Raw genomic sequence first — 20,808 nt, forward strand, 5'->3', positions numbered from 1 at the left:
GGCCGAAGGACCGGAGCGCGAGGCGCTGTACCAGCAGTTGGTGGCCCAGCAGTACCGCAACGGCTCGGCGATCAACATGGCGACCACGCTGGAGATCGACGCGGTGATCGACCCCGCCGACACCCGCGCCTGGCTGCTGCGTGGGCTGGATTGCGCGGCGGGCAAGCCGCGCGGCAGCGGGCGGCGCTTTGTTGATGGCTGGTGATCGGCGCGCTCAGTGCCGCCGGATGACCGGCCGCGGCGGATGCGGTTCGTCACGCGCCGCCGGGTGGCTGCGCGTGACCATCAGGCCGCCGGTCAGGTACAGGCCGTTCAACAGCCGCGACGCGCGCTCCAGGCTCATGCCCGGCCAGTGCTGCATGTCGTGCAGCGACGCGGCATCCTGGCGCAGGTGCTGCATCGCGGGGCCCAGGGCGCCGCTGGCGGCCGGTCGCTCGGAGGCACCGGTGCTGGTCACGCGGTAGGCGGCGCGGCCGCCGATCTCGGTGAGCAGCATGCGGCGCGGCCCGTGCAGCGCCAGCGTCCACAACAGCGGCCGCAGTTGGCGGTAGTCCTGCGTGGCTGCCACGCGCTCGAACATCCAGTGGCCGGGTGGTCGCACGCCGGGGCGCTCGGCGTTGATCAGGCGCAGGTGGGCCAGTTCGGACTCCGGCCCCAGCGTCGACGGTTCGTGGCGCGCGTGGTACAGCCACTGGGTCGGGAACAGGCTGATCGGCCAGACATGCGCGCCGAAGGCCAGGTACAGCAGCGCCGGCTCGTGGTGGCGCAGGCAGGCGGCAATCACCTCGAGCACATCGTCGTTGGCCGGGTCGCGCTGCAGATGGTCCAGGTCGGCCAGCAGCGTGGTCGGCAGCATCATCGGATGGCTGTCGGGATCCGTCTCGCGCAAGCGCTCGAAGGCGCTGATGCGCCACAGGGTCGAATGTTCAAAGTCCTTCATGGGCCGATGCTGCGTGGCTGGCCCTCCCTGGAGGTTGCGTAAGGTAAGACTCGCAGCCAGGGTTGCGCAAGCGGGGATAACGCGCGCTTCTGCTTACGCCTGACGCGTGTGCTGCGCTGTTTGGGCGCGTCGCTTGCTCCGAAAGCCGGAGCGGCGCTCAGCGCCGCGTCGACAGCCAGATGCCCGGCAGGATCAGCAAGGCGCCGACGCCGTGGAAGGGCTCGATGCGCTCGCCCAGCACCGCCCAGCCAATGGCCGCGCTGTACAGCGGGCCCAGGTACAAGACCACACCGACCCGCGCCGCGCCCAGCACCCGTTGCATCACCGAATACGCCGCATAGGCCGCGGCCCCCGGCAGCAGCGCGGCCAGCAGCACCAGGCCGACGGCGCGCCAGGACAATTCGGTGGGCAGCCAGGCCAGCGCTTCCCAGGCGGTGAACGGGATCAGCACGACGATGCCGCCACAGGCCGTGAGCGTCAGCCGCGCGGTGGGACCGAAGACCGAGGGCCAAGCGCGCAGCAGCAGTGAATAGGCCGCCCAGCACATCACCGCCACGGCGATCCAGGCATCGCCGGGGTTGATGCGCAACTGGGCCAGCGCCGACCACTCGCCCTTGCACAGGATGTACAGCACGCCGCCCAGCGCCAGCGCCACGCCGAGGCCTTGCGCCGGGCCCAGCCGTTCACGCAGCCACAGCGCCGAGGCCAGCGCGATCAGCACCGGCGCCGCGGCATACAACAGGCCGATGTTGATGGCAGTGGTGCTGCGCCCGCCGATGTAGACGAAAGCGCCGCAGACCCACATGCCCAGCGCCCCCAGCACGATGAAACGGCCGGCCTCGGCACGCAGCTGCGCCCGCTTGGCCAGCAGCTCGCGCCAGCACAGCGCACCGAGCAGCAGCGCCGCCACGCTCCAGCGGCCCAGGGCCAAGGCATGCGGCGCGATGACGCCCGGCGCCCAGCGCGCCACCAGGTAGTTCACGCACCACAGCGCGGGGGTCAGGAAGACCAGGGCGTAGGCCAGGCGCAGTTCGGCGGCGGAGGCGGAGGAAGGGGTCGGGCGCATCGGGCCGGGGGAGTGTACGGCCCGCCGCCGCGGCATGAAGGCGTGCTCGGCCGCCGAGGGAGCGCGCAGAAAGTGCACAAACGGAATAAGACGAAAACACCTTCTTGCAATGTCCACCTTCATGTCCCAACGGGTCAACCGATAAGGTTGACATGAAACACGCCGTACTCCTCACGCTCTGCCTCACCCCCGTCGTTCTCTCGCTGGCCGCTTGCGGCGGCGGTGATGACGAAGTCGCCACCGAAGACACCATGGCAACCGCCGCGGAAGCAGAGTCCGAAACGGCCAACGCCGCCGGTGGCGGATTGGCCAAGACGCTGGCCGCGCGCGCCACGATCAACAGGCCCAGGGTCAGCCCGAGTCCTGCACCTGCACCTGCACCAGCAACTGCTGCAGGCGCCAGCGTGGCCGAACGCATTGCCGCGGCAACGGCCACGGCCCAGAGCAGCACCAACGCCTGCGCACCGGTACGTCCCTTCTACTGGGAGATCGGCAGCCGCGACGGCAAGCAGGCGTCGGGCTCGGTCAACAGCACCAGCAGCACCGTGACGGTCACCTCGACGATGCCGATCACGCTGGCCTCTGCCTCCAAGTGGATCTACGGGGCCTATGTCGCGCAGAAGCGCAACGGCGTGCTGAGCAGCGACGACCGAGCCTTCCTCAGCATGCGGCGCGGCTACAACAGTTTCGAGAGTTGCCTGCAGAACCAAACGGTGGCCGCCTGCCAGGCCTACGGAACCAATGGCGTGTACACCGCCAGCACAGACAACAAGTTCGACTACGGCGGCGGCCACATGCAGAAACACGCCAGCAGCCTTATGGGACTTGGCGCCATGAACAGCAAGACCTTGGCCGGCGCCATTCAAAGCCAGATCGGCACCGATGTGAAACTGGCCTACAGCTCGCCGCAGCTGGCTGGTGGCGGCATTGCCAGCCCTGCCGCCTACGCGCTGTTCCTGCGCAAGCTCCTGACCGGCCAATTGGTGATGGGCAACCTGCTCGGCAGCAACCCGGTGTGCACGAACAAGCTGACCTGCGGTACCACCCAGGCGATCTTTGCCCCGATTCCACCGACTGAGAGCTGGCACTACTCGGTCGGCCACTGGGTCGAGGACGATCCTGTGTTGGGTGATGGCGCGTTCAGCAGTCCCGGCGCGTTCGGCTTCTACCCCTGGATCGACGCCAGCCGCACCACCTACGGCGTGCTGGCGCGCGTGGCCCCCATGGGCGCGTTCGACTCGGTCCAGTGCGGCCGCCTGATCCGCAAGGCCTGGACCTCGGCCACTGCGCTCTGAGGCCGCTTCAAACGCGGATGTAGATCCTTCGCCGGTCCAGCCACCAGGCCAGGGCCCAGTAAGCGGCGACGTTGGCCACGGCAAACAGCAGTGAACCCAGGCGAGCGTCGCTGGCCAGCGGCTCGAACAGCCGCTGCCAGGCCCAGCCCATCGGCGTGAGATGGCGCGGCAGGCCCTGGCCGTCGACGCCATCGGTCCAGCGCAACAAGCCGTCCAGGCGCGGGATCAGACCGCTCATCACGTAGACAAACAGCGGGTTCCTGCCGAAGACCTGGCAAAACCGCACCCAGGCCCCGTCACGGCGGCGGAGGTCCAGGTGCTGGACCAGCAGCCCCAGCAGTGCCATCGCCAGCGCGGTGGTCAGCAGCACATAGCTGCTGGTCCAGATCTTCTTGTTGATCGGCATCACCCCCTGCCAGACGTAGGCCCCCAGGCCCAGCAGCACGGCCGCGCCGAAGAGCCAGGCCACCACCTCGTGCGACGGCACCTGGCGTGCGAGGCGCTCGCCGACCCAGTAGCCCAACAGCACCTGCGCCACCGCCGGCAACGTGCTGGCCAGGCCTTCCGGGTCGAAGGGCACGCCCTCGCCACGGTACAGGTGGGCCGGGCCGAGCAGCCAGCGGTCCAGTGCGGTGCCGAACCAGCCTTCCAGGCTGTACGGGTCTGCGCCATCGCCGAAACCCAGGCAGGCCGCCCAGTAGCCCAGCAGCAGGGCAGCCACCCAGTACAGCACCCGGCGGCGGCCGCCAAAGCGCAGGATCAGCGCCGCCAGCATCCAGGCCAGCGCGATGCGTTGCAGCACGCCCATGATGCGCAGCGACTCCAGGCTCTTCCAGGCCAGCGTGCCGTCGGCGTCCCAACGCACAAAAGGCGCGGCATTGAGCAACAGCCCGAGGCCGAAGATCATCAGCGTGCGGCGCACCACCTTGCCCCAGAACTGCGCCAGCGGGGCCTGCTGCAAGCCCGGCATCACGAAGGCCAGCGCATTGCCCACCGCGAACAGGAAGAACGGGAACACCAGATCGGTGGGCGTGCAGCCATGCCACTGCGCATGCGCCAGCGGTGGGTACAACTGGCTCCAACTGCCCGGGTTGTTGACGCCGATCATCAGCGCCACCGTGCCGCCGCGCAGCACATCCAGCGAGAGAAAGCGCGTCGCCGGCGCCTTGGCTGGCGCGTTGGCTGGCAGCGGCGGCGTCAAGTCAGTCCCGCCGTGCGCAGGAACGCATCGACCCTCTCGGTGTAGCCGGCGTCGCGCCCCAGTTCCGCATTGAGCTCGACATGCGACATCGCCATCGGGCAGACCTCGGCCCGGCCGCCCAGCGCGGTGACGGTGGCGGCAAAGCGGCGCGACTGTTCACCCGACGCGGGCCGCCCGGCGTCGTGGACCAGCAGCATCGGGGCCTGCGGTGGCCGGCCGCGCAGGCGCTGCATCGGCGAGACCAATGACCAATACGCCGGATCGCTGCCGAACGCACGATCGTGCAAGGGGCGATGGGCCCCGCTCATGGTCTGCACGACATCGAGCGCGGCACTGTCGATGAGCACGCTCGCCGACCAGCGCTTCAGGCCCGCGGCCTCGGCAAGATCGGCATCCGCGGCGACCAGGGCCACCAGGTGCGCGCCGCTGGAATGCCCGAGCAGCGCCAGGCGCTCGGCCTCGGCGCCCCAGGATGCGGCACGCGCCTGCACGAAACCCAGTGCACGGGCGAGATCACGCGCCTGCTCCAGCGGCTGCGCCAGCGGCAGCAGCCGGTAGTTCACCGACACCACGACATAGCCCTTGGGCAACCAATGCGCGAGCTTGTGCCCCAACAGTGCCGGGCCGGCCTTGTCGCCAATTGCCCAGGCGCCGCCATGCACCAGCACCAGCAGGGGGCCGGCGGCCCGGCCCGCGGGCCGATAGACATCGAGGCGATGGGCCGGGTCGGGTCCGTAGGCAAGATCTCGCTCGACCTGGACGTCCGCCGGCAAGCCGCTCACGGCGCCGAGCGAACGGCCCGACAGCAGCATCCTCAACATGCGCATCGGCCGCACGCGCCGCTACCTGGCCGTCGGCGCAAAGAAGATCTCGCAGCCGCCACGCGGATTCGGCACGTAGCGGTCGCCGTGCAGCGGCATGACCTTCGGCCCGTACGGGTTGGCCGTGCCCAGGAACAGGCCGTGCGGTGACGACACCAGTGTGCGCAAACCCATGTTGTACGGATTGTCCATGCCATTGGTCGTGACCGGCACCCAGTTCTCGCCATCGTGGCTGCGGTAGAGATCGAAGCCCGAGTGATGGTCGAGGATGGTCTGCGGGTCGACCCGGTTGACAATGTTCGTGAAGGATTCAGGCCATCGCGAGCGGTTGGCGTAGCCCAGCACGCTGCTCCATTCGAAGGTGCTGAGGTAGAGCCAGCCCTCGTGCTCGCACATGCGCCAGAAATAGCCATTGAAGAAGTTGTCGAAGCCGGGCAGGTAGCCGGACAAGGCCTCCTTGTGGCCGTCCGGCGTGTCCCGCCCATCGCCGACGAGCAGGTCCCACTGCCCGTCGGGGTGGATGCGGATCAGCTCTGGTGGCGCCGGTCCGACGCGGTTGGCCGTGTCGATGCCGCCGCCCTGGATGCCGCTGCCCACGTACAGCGCCCCCTTGAACGCACACATGGACAGCACGCATTGATTGAACCGGCCGCGGTACGCGCCGCGGTCGATCACCTTTTCGAAGTGATAGGGCTTCGGGCCCTCGACCGTGCTGCGCCAGACCTGGTAGCCCTCCAGGTTGAAGGTGCCGACGTAGAGGTGCTCGCCAAAGCCGACCATTTCGAAGACGGTCTTGTTGTTGGGGTCGCCGAAGCCGAAATCGCTCACCGGCTCCCAGTCGCCGCGGGCCGGATCGGCGCTCTCGTAGACCACCGAATGCGCCGAGATGTTCGGGTTGCCGCCGCGTGAACCGGCCGGCGTCGTGAACAGGCGGCCCTTGAACTGCGTGATGGTGCGGATGGTCGTCACCGGCAGCCCGACCAGGCCTGGCTCGCAGGTGGGTTCGAAGCGCCGGCCGTCTTCCGAGCGCAGCACCAGCGGGCCCGGGCCGCGTGCCGGCGACCAGGTCGTCACCAGCAGCGCCGGCGCTTCGCCGGGCCGGCCGTCGAAGACCAGCATGCCGCGCAGACCCAGTTCGCGCGGAATCGGCTTGCCATGGCTGCCGATGATCTTCGGCGCCTTGAAGACGCGCTCCCAGCGGCCCGCGACCGGCTCGTAGCGCCAGATCTCGGCGTGCATGTCGAGGCTGTAGGGATCCTCGGGACACTCGACCGGCCACACATCCATGCCGATCGGCAGGCGGGCCTTCATGAACGGGAAGTTGCCGCGCGTGGTGCCCACATACAGGTGGCCGTTGAACCAGGCCATCGAATGGGCATAGGCGTTGTTGCCGTCGCCGAAGCCGTTCTGCGCAATGCGCTGGAAGTCGCCGCGGCGCAGGCCGGGCCGGATGCCGAGCCGGTTGATAGTGATCATGCGCGCGTGTGCCTAAGTAATAGGGGGGACAGGGCCACGAGATTCGGGCGCAGGCACCGGCTGCGTGGCGGAGCGTTCGCGACGCCGCTGCGCTGAAATGGGCCAAGGTCAGCCTCAACTCTGAAACCTGTAGACCCTGTCACATTCAAAATGGCGGCACTGCTCCGCGGCTGAGCGTACCACCGCTCGGCCACAGAGAAAGCACGGTGCCGGCGTGCGCTGCGGTGTGTGGGTCACCGGTTGCCAAGGAACGCACGTGCCTGCAGGCCGCTCATGACCGGCCTGCTCGTTCGAGGGGCTTCAAGCAGGTGATCGCCTTGACGGCAGCGACAATGCTGGTTACGGTCACAGCAGTACCGGAACGGGAAGGCTCAACGTGAAGATGGTTCGTGAACTGAGTGCCGCTGCCCGCCGCAAGCATGGCCGGGTTGGCACCCGGCGCTGGCTGGCCACCATGGCCGTGGCCATGGCCACCTGTGTCGCCCAGGCGCAGACGGTCCTGCCCGAGGTGCAGGTGTCGAAGGCCTACATCCCCGACCTCGAGTTTGATTGGGGGCGCAACGGCGTCTTCTGCCAGAGTTGCAATTTCGGCACCAGCAACGCGCGGTTCGCATTCTCGGACGCCAACATGAAGCTCTGGATCGGCTATATCGACTTCCAGACCGGCGCCTTCTACCCACCAGACGGCCGGGCCGTGCTGCTGGACAGCAGCGCCGCGGCGCCAACGGATTTCGGCAATGGCCCGGAATGGGTCGGCTCATCCGGAAATTCGCAACTGGTTTACACCAAATACCTCAGCGGTCAGGCGCCCAGCGAAACGTCCGCCGGGGTGGCCCTGGCGCAAATGATCAATGGGTCGTGGTCCACCGGGTTCATGTCGAACGCCGTCGGTCGGGCATCTCCCGCCGGCTCGCAGGACCTGACGGATGCGGATCCTCGCATCAACTACGTGGCATCGGACAAGTCGGGCCTGTTCTGGCGCTCGTTGTCGCAACCCGACGTTGAAAACATCCTGCCGATCAGCGAGTTGACGAGCGGCAATTCACGCCGCTGGGTACCCGGCACGCGCAAGATCATCTTCCAGGGTCACCCGCCGAACAGCCCCGCGCTGTTGATCGATCAGGTGTACCTCTACGACACCAATAGCGGTGAGCTTGAGCAGCTGACCTTCGACGCCGATGGCAAGCTGGGCGCCTTCATGTGGCGGGCGCCCGAGTTCAACAACGACTACGTGTTCATCACGATGGCCAGGCTGCGCAAGCAGTTGCAGGTCTATCGCAAGGTGCCCGGGGCCGATGGCCAGTTGCGCTGGACGGTCATCAAGGCCGTCAACACGCCCTCGGCCTTGCCCTATATCTGGTCGCCGGAGGCCTTCACGCACAACGGCCGGTCCTTCGTTTTCATGCAGCTGAGTGCCAGCTCGAAGTTCTGGGATCGCTCGGTGCCGAACCAACTGGCCATCACCGGCATCGATCCGCTGCGCCAGGACTTCAGGATGCTGACCAACGACCGATCGAAACCTCGCCTGCGCCTGGATCCGGAGTTTTTCATCACCGCCAAGGGCCCGTACATCTACTACAACCGCGTCGTCCCCGAGACCAGTGCGCATCCTGCCGTCAATGACGGTGTCTGGCGTGTCGATACCAAACTCGGCGCACCCAAGCAGCATTAGCCTGAAGTACCTGCTCGCCGATGCTCGTGCTGGCGGCGCCTTTGTCCAGGGCCGACGCCTTGGCTTGGCAGAGTGATGCTTCCTGTCCTTTGGAGCAGGCCATGACCGAACGCAGTTTGCAGATCGCGCTGTCCATGCTGTTCGCCGGCGTGCTGGCGGCCTGCGGCAGTGGCTCCTCGGAACCATCGGTGCCCAGCCCTGCACCGCCACCGGTACCCAGTCCTCCTCCGCCACCCCCCCCACCGCCACCGGCTTCGGACACACTGTCCACGATCAAGCTACCGGGGTTCCCGCACACCATTGACGTTTATGCCGCCGCGGGTGCAACCCGTGCCATCGTTTTCCTGCACGGTGGCGCGGGCAACAGCTGTCACATGGCCAACAGCATTGGCCTCAACTCAGGCACGTGCCCAGCAACTGTCACCACGATCAACTGGGCATGGCTGGCTGCCAACCATGTCTTGGCGCTGTTTCCACAGGGTCAGACCTTCTCGACAACACAGGCGCCAAACGGATTCACGTGGAGCAATCACGCGATGAATTCGGGGCAGGATGACGTGGCCTTCCTGCAGACCCTGTCGGCCTACATCCGAACCCAGTACGGCATGACCAGTGTGTCATTGGTGGGATATTCGATGGGCGGAACGATGGCCAACCGCATGTGGTGCGAATCACCCAACACCTTCAATGCCTACGTCGCCATCGCGGGCCCGGCATCCCACTACTACACCGATCCGAACACGCCGTGCCTGCCGACAAGGACGATGCCCTACATGGGCATCATTGGCAGCGCTGACCCGATCATGCAAAACTTCAACGCGCAGGGCAGCCTGTGGGCAGCGGACCTCTGGACGCTCAACCCGGTGCTGACGCTGTCGCCAAGCTTCCTGGACCCGCGAGTGATCGGGGAATGGGTTCAGCACGGCCGTCGTTCCAGCCTGCGTTGCGGCGAGACGCCGGCGCTGAACGGTGGAGTCGTCAATGGCGCAGTAGAGACTTGGTCCAACTGTGGCGGCGACATCATCGAGCGCCTGGTCGATGGTGCCGACCACAGCATTGCGTCGATCGAACGCTTCACCACCACGCCGCTCAGGGACTCTATCGCAGCCTTCACTCAGGGGCGCTAGATCTGTTCGACGACAACTCGCCGGAGACCTCACGCCACGACTGCGGAAGAAGCTTGTCGCCGACAAGCCGTCGTGCTCAGTTCGCTGGAATCTTGAAGACCATCAACCGCTGCTGACGGCGTTCTTCGTACTGCTGCAGCACGGTCAAGCCACCGACGGAGACGGCGGCCATCTCGACCCGGCCGGTCTTGTAGTTGACGCCGTCTGCCGCAGGAGGCAATGCCAGATCGACCTGTGTGGAGAAGCTGGCGCCGTGATCGCTGCTCACCAGAACCCCGCCGTCGCCTCGCGTGGCACTCAACGCCAAGGCGATTTGCCCGTTGAACAAGCCGATCTGAAGGTAGCTGACTTTCTTCCTGCCATTGATCTTGCGCGCCGCTGTCCAGCTGTCGTCGGCGGTGGTGTAGCGCAGGTATTGCACATCGCCGTCGTCGGCAATTGCCAAATGCAGATGAGCATCGCCTTCGCCGATGACGCTGAAGTGGCTGGCATAGGGGTCGCTGATCGGTCTTTGCAACGCGCCCTCCGAAATCTTCACCGACGGCCAGGGGCTGCCGAAAGGTGCACCATTGGCGCGAGTCGCCCAGTACATCGACTGGCGCACGCGGTACAGCAAACCCATGCCGTTGGGCAGACGAACCGGGCGGGCACTGCGCTCTTTCGAGAGGTTGTCGGTGGGCCCGAACACGAGGCCGGTGTCGGCCCATGGCGCGCTGTCGCTCTGCCGGTAGACCATGCGCAGATTGATATCGGCAGTGTTGCGATCCATCGCCGCGAACGAGCACCACACGACGCCCGAATCATCGATACCCAAGGTCGGATTGATACCTTCGAACTGGGTCGATGCGAATGCGATCTCGCTGCGCAGCAAGGTCCAGCTTTGGGCCACGCTGTCATACGTCAATTGGGCAACGATCAATGCGCCATTGGCATCGCCATAGGCCAGCCATAGCATCGACCCATTCATCAAACTGTCAGCGGTCGAGTCCTTGTCTGTGTTGCCGAAGACCTGCTTGACGGTCCAGGTTATGCCACCGTCGTAACTGCTGGTCAGCACGATGCCCGGATTGGGCTGGAGCGTGCCCCGATTGACCACCAAGTGCAAGCTGCCGTCGGCACCTTGCCACATGCGCTCCTGGTGTCGATACGAGACCATCGTCTCGGTGTTGCTGCTCAGGTTGGTCGGGACCGCGCTGATCAACGATGAGGCGATCACGCGGTCGCCTAGTTCCGCCGCCAGCGCTGCAAACGAGGCCAAAGCTGCCACCAGCAGCCCGAGCAGGCGTCCTGCAAGCCGCATGGCTCTCCATTCCACACCGCTCATCGTCCGATCTCCCGTCAATGGAACCAAAGGTCGCTGCGCCAGCCCTGGCGAAGAGCAGACCTTGGTGACGGAGTGTAAATCCGAGATGCGTGGCTGCCACCCCTCGAAACGAATGAGTCATCCCCCAAAACGGCCGTTCTCTTGCGGCGGCAGTTCTTGCATGCATCCCCGCACGCTACGGTATCCACGACCAGATCTGCACGCTGGCGAATCGCACGACGGCCAGCGAAAACGCCTTCCAGACCGGCATGGTGCTGCCGCTGATCTTGGAGTATCCGGACATGCCCGTCTTCAACTCGCCGCCCTTGTTGTCGATCACGGCGATGACCTTGAACACGTTGCCGAAGGGCTTGACGGTGACATTGCGGTCGATGGACTGCACCTTGCCATCGAACACGCGCTCGAAGTAGGCATTCGGCACAGCCCGGATCGGCGCGCCCACGGCGACATAGCCAATCTCCGACTCGGGGACCTGGATCTCCGCAGTCACGAAGCGCGTGTCCTCGACGACAGCAAAGGGCTGCCCCTTGTCGAGCACGCTGTTGAGCCGTTCGTTCAGGTGCAGCGTGAGGATGTTGCCGTCGAAGGGCATGCGCAGACTGGTGCGCGCCACCTTGCCTTCGACGCTGCTGCGCTGCTCCATCAGCGCGGCGAGCTTGGCTTCCTCGGCCTTGATCAGATCGGGCGCCACGCCGACCTTGGCCAGTTCCAGGTCGGCTTCGCGCTTGAGCACTTCCTGCGCGTCGACTTCGTACTCCTTGCGAGCGGCATCGAATTCCTCGAACGAGATCGTGCGCTCCTTGAAGAGCCGCTCCATGCGCGGCACGCGGTCACCGCTGAATTTGGCACGCCGCTGGGCCAGCTCCAGCGCGCGCTGGGCCACCGTCACCTCTTCCGGCTTGGGCCGCAGCTTCAGGTCGCGGATCACGGCCTGCTGCGCAGCGATCTGGGCATTGAAGACCGTGATCTGCGACTTCAGGTCGGTCGCGGCCACGCGCGCCAATACCGTGCCCTTCTTCACCGTCTCGCCGCCGATGAAGTTGACCTCCTCGACGATGCCGGCGATGTCGGTCGTGATGACCTGCCGATCGCTGGGATAGATCTCGAAGTGGCCGCCGGCGTCGTACGGATAGGGCAGGAACAGCAGCAGCAGCAGCGTCAGCACCACGGCGGTCTGCAGATAGGCCGTGGTGCGGCTGCCCGTGGGCTCGACCTGCTTGGTTTCACCGTCCTCGGTCGGCAGCGCACGCTTGCGCCAGCGCTCGAACTGCACTGAGCGTTCGTAGGCCGTGGAGATCATCTTGAAGCGCTTGACGGTGCGCACCGTCAGGTACGCGCCGAGCACGAAGCAGACGATGATCGTCGCGCCGCCGAGCTGCAGCGACACGAGGAACTTGCCGACGATCAGGATGATGACCAGGACGACGAAGTAGGCGTAGACGAAGCTCGCCAGTGCATAGCCCGCCAGCACGTTGCTGTCGACCACCGGAGCCGCGCCGCCGCGGAACTTCTCCATGAAGGCCCGGTACGACTTGCCCCGCAGGTAGGGCTCGTTCATGAAGGCCGCGAGCAGGTGGTAGGCATTGCCCTTGACCAGCGGGTTGCCGCCTTCGGCCAGCAGATTCACGCCGCACAGGAAGGCCAGCGCCAGGCCGGCGCGCGACAGCACCATCAGGCTGTCGCGCAGGTTGTACCAGACCAGCACGCCCAGGCTGAACAGGAACACGCGCATCAGCAGCGGCCCGCCATGCAGCCACATGCGCTCGCGCCGCGAGAGCTGCTTGGTGTGGCCGATCTGCACCATGAAGCGCGGAAAGAATCCGAAGCGCAGGCCCAGGCTCAGCGGGCCCACGCTGGCGCGGAAGTTGTGGGCCACGAAGGCCTGCGTCAGCGTGACTGCGATGTTGATCGTCAACAGGCTGAACAGCGCATGCGTCGCCAGCGTGGTGGTGTCATGCAGCGTGGACAGGTCGCTGTAGGCCAGGTGGGCGTAACGAACCACCAGCATCAGCGCCGACAGCGCCAGCAGTGGAATCAGGTAGACGCCCCAGCGCAGCGGTGCCAGCACCGGCAGCAGCAGCGACAGCGCTGGCCGGATGTTGATCAGTGACAGGCGCCGCGCCGATCGGCGCGGGTCCAGGTTGTCCGCTTCGTTGACGCCGGCCGCCAAGGTCTCGTCGTCAGCGACCTTGGGCTCGGCACCCGGCGGCGGCGGCGCCTTGCTGCTGTCTGCTGCCGGCTTGCTGCTGTCTGCTGCCGGCTTGGCACTGGCTGGCGCCATCATCGTCGCCAGTTCCTCGAAGGACTTGGGCTTGACCAGCCCATGCTCGAGTGCGTAGCCCTGCTTGGTGAACGGCTTGAGCAGCGGATGGCCGGCGCTGGCCTCGTCCAGCAGCTTGTTGTCGGCGAGCCAGCCGAAGAACTTGAGCACCTCGGGCTCGGTGAGCTGGCGCCCAAAGCGGTCCTCGAACACCGCGAGCAGCTTGCCGATCTCCTCGCAGCCGGGCAGCACCTCCAGCACGAAGAACTGCCACGGCTCCAGGTCGTGAGTCTTGCCGACCAGCTTGTCGCGAAGCAGATAGGTCGTGTTCTCACCCTGACTGATGCGGAACGCCTGCAGCCGTCGCAGCAAGTACGCGGGCAAGGCCACCTGCTTGGATTGATCACTCATGTTTCGTCTTTGTCATCTGTGATGTGCTCGTCGCCGTTGGCTCGGCCACTGTCCAGCCACCGCCCATGGCCTTGTAGACGGCGACCAGCGCGATGTATTGGTCGCGCCGCGTCAGCAGCTGCTGCAATTCGCCGGCCAGCAGGTTGCGCTCGGTCTCGAGCACCTCCAGATAGGCCGATCGCCCGCCCTCGTAGCGCTTGCGCGCGTAGTCGCGCAGATCGCCGAGCGCCCGGATCTGGCGCGTGCGAATGGTGCTGCGCTGGCCCATCTTGGCGTTGGCCACCAACGCATCCTCGACCTCGCGCAGCGCGGTCTGCACGGCCAGCAGATAGGCGGTGGCTTTTTCGCGCTGCACGGCCTCGGCCTCGCGCACCTGCCCGGCGATGCGGCCGCTGGTGAAGATCGGGCCGAGCAGCGTAGCGCCAAAGGTGCCGAAGTTGGACGACAGCAGGCTCAGCTTGCTGAGCTCATTGCTGGCAAAACCCGACTGCGTGGTCAGCGCGATCGTCGGCAAGTACTGCGCCTTGGCCACGCCGATGCGCGCATTGGCCGCCACGAGGTCCTGCTCAGCCTTGCGCAGGTCGGGCCGTTGCACCAGCAGGTCGGCCGGCAGGCCGCCCGGAACGGCCGGCAGCGCCAGTGCCTGCAGGGTCTTGCCGCGCGGGATCGGCCCCGGGTCGCGACCGAGCAGCAAGGACAAGGCGTGCTCGAGTTCGACGATCTGGTTTTCCTTCGCAGGCAGTTCGGCCAGCGCCTCTTCCAGTTCGGCGCGGGCCTGCAGCACCGGCAGTTCGGAACTGCCGCCACCGGCCAGCTTGAGCTCCAGCAGGCGCAGCGATTCACGCCGGCTGTCGGCCAGGCGGCTCAGCAGGTCGAGTTCGCTGTCGAGTGTGCGCAGCCGCAGATAAGCCGATGCAAGCTCGGCCACCAGCGTCAGCACCAGCGCCCGCCGGTTCTCTTCGGCCGCTAGCAGTTCGGCCTGCGCGGCCTCGTTGGCACGCCTGAAGCGGCCCCAGAAGTCCAGCTCCCAGTTCACCGCGCCGGCCGCCATGTAGGCGTTGTCCACCGGCTCCGTGCCGACGGCCAGCGGCACCTGCTTGTTCTGGCTCAGGGTGTCCCGGGTGCGCGACGCGCCTGCACTGACCTGCGGCTTGCCGGCCGAAGCCGTGACCTGCACGCGCGCCTCGAACTGCTCGATGCGGTAGGCGGCGATGCGCAGGTTCTTGTTGTCGTCCAGCGCACTGCGGATCAGTGCGTCCAGCACTGGATCGCCGAAGGCCGACCACCAGGCGCTGTTCGTCAGCCCGGCCTCGGCGCCGGTGAGCGCCGGCGTGGCCTGCCAGGCGTCCGGCAGCGAGACCTGCGGGCGCTTGTAGTCCGGCCCCAGCGTGCAGCCGGCCAGCAGGCAGATCAGGACCGGGATCAGCGAATGTCGGCGCGTGGAGGGCAAGGCGTTGTTCCTGGCTTTCAGTCTTTCGGTGAGCGTTCCAGCACGTCGAGTGCCAGCGTTTCGATCTCTCGCACGCGCAGCAGCCGCGTGCGCAGTTCCTCGGCCATCGCCTCGAACCACTTGATCTGGTATTCGAGCTGCCGGCGTTCCGCGATGATGTCTTCCATCGGGGCGTTTGCCGGCGGCTGGCCGTGTTCGTCGAACAGGATCTTGATGCCCTCGGCAACCTGCCGGTTGGCATTGATGTACTGGACCTGCTTCTCGACGAACTTCTTGACCTTGCGCGCCTTGAACTCGCGCAGCAGCGCCTCGCGCAGCCCGCGCTGGTACGCGCTCAGCTTGTCCAGGTTCGGATGGGTGGTGACGGGATTGCCTTCGATCGGCCCGATCTTCTGGCGCGTGCCTGGTTTTGGCTTCGTCGGGTCGCTCATGCGGGATCTTGCTCAGTAACCGAACTCTCGGGCCAGCGCCACGACTTCGGGAAACAGGCCCTTGCCGTCCTCGCGCCAGGGCGCGGGCCTGTCCAGCGGCGGGACCTTGACCTTGTGCGGCCGGAAGGTCGGCCCGGACAGGAAATTCGGATCGTTGCCGAACAGTGCATCGAGCGGGCCGAAGCAGGCAAACGGCGAGCGTTCGGGGTGCATCATCTGCTCGATGGCCTCGGCATCGTCGCGCAAGCCCAGCCAGCGGCAGATGTTGCCCAGGTGCGTGGGCGGGTCGCTCATCACATCCTCGCCGCGAATGCGCATCTGCTGCGCGGCCGGCACGGTGTCGAGGAAGTTCAGGATGTTGATGTTGAAGTCATGCCAGGCGTACTGGGGCTCGACGACGGCACGGTCGGCCTGGAACTCGATCGAGTTGACGAACAAGGCGAAGGTGCCGTCGTACAGGCTCATCACCGACTTGCACTGCCCGACCGGATGGCGCGTCAGGTGCAGGAAGCGCGCGTCGGGAAAGGTCTTGTGGATGGCCAGCATGCGCTTGATGTCGACGGTATAGGCCGGGCTCTTCTCGACCGCCACCAGCGGATGAATCTTGTCGACGAGTTCGCGGTAGACCGACGCGGTGCTGTGCTGCTGGCGTGCGGCGCACCAGCGGTCGGCCATGCGAACCGTCTCCATCGTCTGTTCGCCGGCGTAGATCTCCGCCACGGCACGCAGCAGGCCGTGGCGCGTCTTCGCATCGTTGCCCATCTCGTCCGACGTGCGGACCCACATCTGGATCAGCTTGGGCACGTTGAACAGGCACAACTCCGGCAAGCCAAAGGCCTGCGGGTGCTGCCCGAGCATGGCGTTGATCAACGAGGTGTAGGACCTCGGCGGCGCCAGCAGGAAGACGGGGGCGGCCATGGTCTGTGTCTATCGTCCAGTGCCGCGGCCCGGGATTGCTGCGTTCATGGCAGAGCGATCTGCAGCAAGCCATCCGCAGGCCCACCGACAGCGCCGGTCACCACCACCAGCGGACTCGTCTGCATCACGTAAATCGTGGCGCCATCGGATGTGCGCGTGCCTTCCACCATGCCGAACGGACCCGCGTTGGAAATCCTGCGCAGCAGCGCGTTGTCCCGGGTGCTCGTGCCGGTCACGCTGTACTGGACGAAGTTGGCATCGAGCGTGATCGTCACCCAGTCACCGGTCGTCGTGGCGCCACGGACGACACCCCAGGTCAGCCCCGCGTTTTCACGCAAGCCGATGCGGAACTGCTGCGAGCCGTCGAAGGCCGGCCCGGCACTCAACAAGACCGCTGCCGCGCCGGTGCGCGCCAGACGGAACGAGAAGGTCTCTCCGGTGAGCGTCTCGACACCGGTGAACAGATCGCCACTGAGGCTGATCACGTAGTTCCTGAGAGAAAGCCCGCAATTCTGGGTGGCGACCACCGGCAGGTCGGTCTCGCACAGCTGCAGCACATTGCCGGTGACGCGCGCCGTGCCCGGGCGCGTGGAGGCGCCGATGGCCACATTGCGCGCCGCGACGTTGTAGACGCCGCCCAGTTCGTTGACCGAGGTCGAGAAGCGCCTCGCGGCCACGTAGGGCAGCACGCCGCGGCCGAAATCATGCCCGCCGACCAGCAGGTCCTGCGCCACGCGAAAGCGCGCCGTCGCGACATCGCCGACGCTGAATTCGCCCTCGTTCTCGGTGAAGCTCTTCTGCACGGTGTGTCCGTTGCCCGACATCGTGTACTGCCGCGCATCGAAGTCGACCGTCAGTTCATAGAGCTGGCCGTCGGTGGCGTAGGCCTTGTAGGTGCCATTGCGCGCGTCGATGGCAAGGGCCGTCACCGTCGCCAGGTTGTTGGTCAGGTCGGCGTCGACATCCGCCTGGACCTGCACCGTGCTGACGATATCGCCGCGCGTCGTGCCCGGCACCGGCACCTGGTAGGTGAAGGTCAGCCAGCGCCCGGCCGGCAGGCTGGGCACGGTGGTCACCGGTCCCAGCGTCGTCGGACAGGTGGCGCCCGGTGCGGCGGTGCAGGTGATCGTCGGCGTCAGGCCGGCAGTCAAGGTCTGCGTGATGACGAGGTTGGTGGCCGCACCCGGGCCTGGATTGGCCACCCGCGCCACAAAGAGCGCATTGGTGCCGGCGCTGACCGTGGCCGGCCCGGTCTGCGAAACGCCCAGCGTCGTGCTCACCGCGGAGACGAAGGCGTTGGCGCTGTTGTCGGCGGCTCTCGAATCGCCGGCGCCGGTGATCGACATGGCGTTCGACACCGTGCCGCTGGCCCCGGCAGCCACGGTGGCCGGGACCGTGAAGCTCAGCACCCCATCCGGCGGCATCGTGGGCACCACCATCGAGGCACCCGGTGCGGCCGGACAGGTCGCACCACCGCTGGCCGTGCAGGTGACGCTGCCAAGCGTGAGGTTGTCGCCCACGGTGTTGGTGATGCCCACATCCAGCGCCGTGCCCGGGCCGTTGTTCGTGACCACCATCGTGAACTCGGCCACCTGGCCGGCCAGGATCGGCCCGGTCGGCGGCGTGCCCGCAACGCTGACGTTGTACGAATAGGCCGCGCCCACCGCCACCGCGGTGTTGTCGGTGCGATCGGGGTCGTTGTCCGGCAGCGCGGACAGGGTGTTCGTGATCGTGCCGTTGATGCCCGGCCCGACGACGGTGCTGACGTAGAAGGTCAGCGTGCCCTGGGCCGGCAGCGTCGGCACGTCCATGGCCGGGCCGAAGGTGGTCGGGCAGGTCGCGCCACCGGTGGCGCTGCAAGTCAGGCCGGACAGGGTCTGGTTGCCGCCCACCGTGTTGACGATGTGCACGGCCGTCGCGACATCCGGACCGGCGTTGCTCACCGTCATCACGAAGGTCGCCGTGCCGCCCGCGGGCGGCGGCGTGCCCGGCCCGGCGCCCACCACGCTCACCGCGGCATTCGGCGTGTAGGCGTTGACCTGGGCCGTGAAGGTGTTGTCGCTGCGATTGACGTCGTCGGTGATCGTGGCCGACATCGTGTTGGTGATCGTGACCGAGCCGGTCCCGGTGGCGCCCACCGTCGCGCTGACATCGAAGCGCAGCACGCCGCCGGGCGGCAGCGTCGGCACCGTCATCGAAGGCCCGGGCGCTTCCGGACAGAGCGCGCCGCCGCTGGCCACGCAGGTGATGCCGGTCAGCGCAAGCTGGTTGCCCACCTGATTGACGATTCTGACGTCGCTGGCCACATGCGGCCCGGCATTCGTCACCGTCATCGAGAAGACGGCTGTGGTACCACTCGAGACACTCGTGGCCGGGCCACTGCCGGTGACCCGAAGGTCGGTGCCGGTGGGTTCGCGCGACCCACCGCAAGCGGTCAACACCAATGCGACGAACAGTGCCGCCCAAGCCGGTAATCTCACCAAAACCACCCCCGAATACGTGACCCCAATGTGCCAGCGACCCGCCGCGCGTGCGCGCAAGACCCTCGGCCGGATAGACCTTGTCCCTGTTGGCCGCCTACTTCAGACGACCTTCGACATACGGAACCTCGAAACACTTCTCGTGCATGATCGGGCCGTGGCCGAAGTAGCCCTCTTCGCCGAACAGTTCGCCGTGATCTGCGGTGACGATGAACCAGGTGTTCGGCGGCGACTTCTCGAATAGCTTGCCGACCAGGCCGTCGATGTACTCGACGCACTTGATCTGCTGGGCCTGCAGCATCTTCAGCATCTCCGGCTCGAAGACCTGCTTCTCGCCGCTGACGGCCAGGTTCGGGTCCTTGCCGAGGCCCTTCACCGCGCCATGCACGCCTGAGATGTGCGGCAGGTTCTCGCCCGACAGCATGTAGGGATAGTGCGTCTCGCCGAGGTTCAGGAAGTAGTACTGCGGCTCGTCGTCGGGAAACTCGATCTCCTCGACCATGCCGGCGAAGTTGTTGTGGTTGTCCATCAGCTTGTACTCGTCGAAGTGCTGGCTGATCAAGGTGTACTTGTTGAGCACCGGCATCGAGACCTTGGCCGTCGTGCGATAGCCGAGCTTGGACAGCACCTTGGGCAAAGACAACTCCGGCAGGAAGTTCTTGAACTCGATGGCATCGGTGCCGATGCGATCCTTCCACTGCAGGTATTCGCTCTTGTAGACCTCGGAGGCGAACACGTCCCGCGGGCTGCTGTGCGGCATCATGCCCATGGTGAACACGTAGTGTGACGGCGCCGTCCACGAGGCATAGGAGAAGCGCCGCTCGGCCTCTCCGAGGCGATCGATATGAGGCGTTTTTGCAGCCACGAACGCGTCGTAGCGGCAACTGTCCATCACGATGAAGACGATGTGGTTCAGGTTCACGGTCTGATCTCGTTATGACGGTGATCGATCGGGAATGCAGTGGTGGGGGACCACAGGCCTGGCCGCCGGCGAGCGGACACACGGGCGATTTCGGCGATGGACAGCCCCCGATCGGGCTGAGTATGCCTGCGATCGACGCCCGGTTTTCGTGCACAAGGCACAGCTTGCTGGCATCGCAAGGGCAGCGAAGCCCGGGCCTCAGCCAGGCTCGAGGCCGCTGGCGACGAAGTGAGGGTTATCGAGTCCGGGTTTGCCATAGTGCAAGGCTTGTCCCAGCAAGTCCCGCACCTGCCCACCGGCCGCGGCCAGTACCGCATGACCTGCCGCAATGTCCCACTCCATCGTGCGGCCCAGGCGCGGGTAGAGGTCGGCTTCGCCGCCGGCCACGAGGCACAGTTTCAGCGATGAGCCGGCGTTCGTCGTCGACGCCACATGGCGGCCGGCGAGAAAGGCGTCCAGCGCTGCAGCATCGCCATGAGAGCGACTGGCCACCACGGTCAATCCCTCGTCGGGTACCCGGCGGCAGTGGATGGCACGCCGGCCCTGCGCATCCTCGACCCATGCACCAGATCCGACCAGGCCGGCGAAGACCCGGCCCAGCGCTGGGGCGCTGACGACACCCAGCACCGGCGCCCCGTGCTCGATCAACGCGATGTTGACGGTGAACTCGCCGTTGCGGCTGATGAACTCCTTGGTGCCGTCGAGCGGGTCGACCAGCCAGAAGCGATCACCCAGCTGCGGCAGGCGCCCGGCGGCCACGGCCTCCTCGGCCACGATCGGGATGTCGGGCGCCAAGCGTTCAAGGCCGGCGACGATCACCGCCTCGGCCTGTTCGTCGGCCGCGGTGACTGGCGAGGCATCGTTCTTGCCTCGCACACTGAAGTCCGTGGCATAGACGGCCATCACCACCGCGGCAGCTTCGCGCGCGATCGCGACGATGCCCTCGAGCAGCGACTCGGGGTTCGGGGAAACGGTGGTCACTGGATGTCCTTCAAATGCGGGGGTGGATGTTCA

The 20,808-nt window shown here is 66.4% G+C and carries 16 protein-coding genes and 1 pseudogene; 4 read left to right on the plus strand and 13 right to left on the minus strand.

The window, feature by feature from the left end:
• A pseudogene (locus tag VLK61_RS11845) lies at positions 1 to 205 on the plus strand (biotin carboxylase); the annotation flags it as partial.
• A 9-nt stretch (positions 206 to 214) separates the two neighbouring features.
• Here the strand turns inward: VLK61_RS11845 and VLK61_RS11850 are convergent.
• On the minus strand, positions 215 to 940 hold the full coding sequence (locus VLK61_RS11850; RefSeq protein ID WP_325421366.1) for a hypothetical protein: 726 nt from the start codon (positions 938 to 940) through the stop codon (positions 215 to 217).
• Between the two features lie 157 nt (positions 941 to 1,097).
• Complete coding sequence (locus VLK61_RS11855) at positions 1,098 to 2,006, minus strand: DMT family transporter (RefSeq protein WP_325421368.1); 909 nt, start codon at positions 2,004 to 2,006, stop codon at positions 1,098 to 1,100.
• Positions 2,007 to 2,110: 104 nt separating this feature from the next.
• Between VLK61_RS11855 and VLK61_RS11860 the strand changes: the two genes are divergently transcribed.
• The gene (locus tag VLK61_RS11860; RefSeq protein ID WP_325421370.1) at positions 2,111 to 3,301 is read left to right on the plus strand and encodes a hypothetical protein; all 1,191 of its coding nucleotides are present in this window, start codon (positions 2,111 to 2,113) and stop codon (positions 3,299 to 3,301) included.
• Positions 3,302 to 3,308: 7 nt separating this feature from the next.
• On the opposite strand, the gene VLK61_RS11865 is transcribed toward VLK61_RS11860, so the two are convergent.
• Genes VLK61_RS11865 through VLK61_RS11875 form a run of 3 tightly spaced genes read right to left on the minus strand, consistent with a single transcriptional unit; the run spans position 3,309 to position 6,799 of the window.
• A complete protein-coding gene (locus VLK61_RS11865) occupies positions 3,309 to 4,502 on the minus strand; it encodes an acyltransferase family protein (RefSeq protein WP_325421372.1) in 1,194 nt (397 codons plus the stop codon).
• Positions 4,499 to 5,329, minus strand: a complete 831-nt coding sequence (locus VLK61_RS11870) for an alpha/beta hydrolase (RefSeq protein ID WP_325421374.1) — start codon at positions 5,327 to 5,329, stop codon at positions 4,499 to 4,501. Before VLK61_RS11870 ends, VLK61_RS11865 begins: the two co-directional genes overlap by 4 nt.
• Before the next feature lie 15 nt (positions 5,330 to 5,344).
• Positions 5,345 to 6,799, minus strand: coding sequence for a hypothetical protein (locus tag VLK61_RS11875; protein WP_325421376.1), 1,455 nt, complete (start codon positions 6,797 to 6,799; stop codon positions 5,345 to 5,347).
• 382 nt (positions 6,800 to 7,181) lie between these two features.
• Here VLK61_RS11875 and VLK61_RS11880 point away from each other — a divergent pair, with 382 nt between their 5' ends.
• Together VLK61_RS11880 and VLK61_RS11885 are read left to right on the plus strand one after the other, a co-directional pair.
• Positions 7,182 to 8,471 (plus strand): hypothetical protein, encoded by a 1,290-nt coding sequence (locus VLK61_RS11880; RefSeq protein WP_325421408.1) that lies wholly within the window; start codon positions 7,182 to 7,184, stop codon positions 8,469 to 8,471.
• Positions 8,472 to 8,572: 101 nt separating this feature from the next.
• Positions 8,573 to 9,598: an alpha/beta hydrolase family esterase gene (locus VLK61_RS11885; RefSeq protein ID WP_325421378.1), complete on the plus strand. Its 1,026-nt coding sequence runs from the start codon at positions 8,573 to 8,575 to the stop codon at positions 9,596 to 9,598.
• 76 nt (positions 9,599 to 9,674) lie between these two features.
• On the opposite strand, the gene VLK61_RS11890 is transcribed toward VLK61_RS11885, so the two are convergent.
• From VLK61_RS11890 to cysQ, 8 genes are all read right to left on the minus strand, one after another.
• On the minus strand, positions 9,675 to 10,922 hold the full coding sequence (locus VLK61_RS11890; protein WP_325421380.1) for a hypothetical protein: 1,248 nt from the start codon (positions 10,920 to 10,922) through the stop codon (positions 9,675 to 9,677).
• Positions 10,923 to 11,097: 175 nt separating this feature from the next.
• Positions 11,098 to 13,593, minus strand: a complete 2,496-nt coding sequence (locus VLK61_RS11895; protein ID WP_325421382.1) for an HlyD family secretion protein — start codon at positions 13,591 to 13,593, stop codon at positions 11,098 to 11,100.
• On the minus strand, positions 13,586 to 15,043 hold the full coding sequence (locus VLK61_RS11900; protein WP_325421384.1) for an efflux transporter outer membrane subunit: 1,458 nt from the start codon (positions 15,041 to 15,043) through the stop codon (positions 13,586 to 13,588). The genes VLK61_RS11895 and VLK61_RS11900 overlap by 8 nt, the downstream gene beginning before the upstream one ends.
• A gap of 17 nt (positions 15,044 to 15,060) precedes the next feature.
• Positions 15,061 to 15,474 (minus strand): hypothetical protein, encoded by a 414-nt coding sequence (locus tag VLK61_RS11905; RefSeq protein ID WP_325421386.1) that lies wholly within the window; start codon positions 15,472 to 15,474, stop codon positions 15,061 to 15,063.
• A 12-nt stretch (positions 15,475 to 15,486) separates the two neighbouring features.
• Positions 15,487 to 16,392, minus strand: a complete 906-nt coding sequence (locus VLK61_RS11910) for a sulfotransferase family protein (RefSeq protein WP_325421388.1) — start codon at positions 16,390 to 16,392, stop codon at positions 15,487 to 15,489.
• 44 nt (positions 16,393 to 16,436) lie between these two features.
• Positions 16,437 to 18,932: a hypothetical protein gene (locus VLK61_RS11915; RefSeq protein ID WP_325421390.1), complete on the minus strand. Its 2,496-nt coding sequence runs from the start codon at positions 18,930 to 18,932 to the stop codon at positions 16,437 to 16,439.
• A gap of 37 nt (positions 18,933 to 18,969) precedes the next feature.
• Entirely contained in the window at positions 18,970 to 19,794 is an 825-nt protein-coding gene (locus tag VLK61_RS11920; protein ID WP_325421392.1) for a sulfatase-like hydrolase/transferase, read from the minus strand.
• A gap of 198 nt (positions 19,795 to 19,992) precedes the next feature.
• Complete coding sequence (gene cysQ / locus VLK61_RS11925; RefSeq protein WP_325421394.1) at positions 19,993 to 20,775, minus strand: 3'(2'),5'-bisphosphate nucleotidase CysQ; 783 nt, start codon at positions 20,773 to 20,775, stop codon at positions 19,993 to 19,995.
• Between the last annotated feature and the right edge of the window lie 33 nt (positions 20,776 to 20,808).

Origin of the sequence: Aquabacterium sp. (assembly GCF_035476535.1) — a bacterium.
Taxonomy (GTDB): Bacteria; Pseudomonadota; Gammaproteobacteria; order Burkholderiales; family Burkholderiaceae_C; genus Pseudaquabacterium.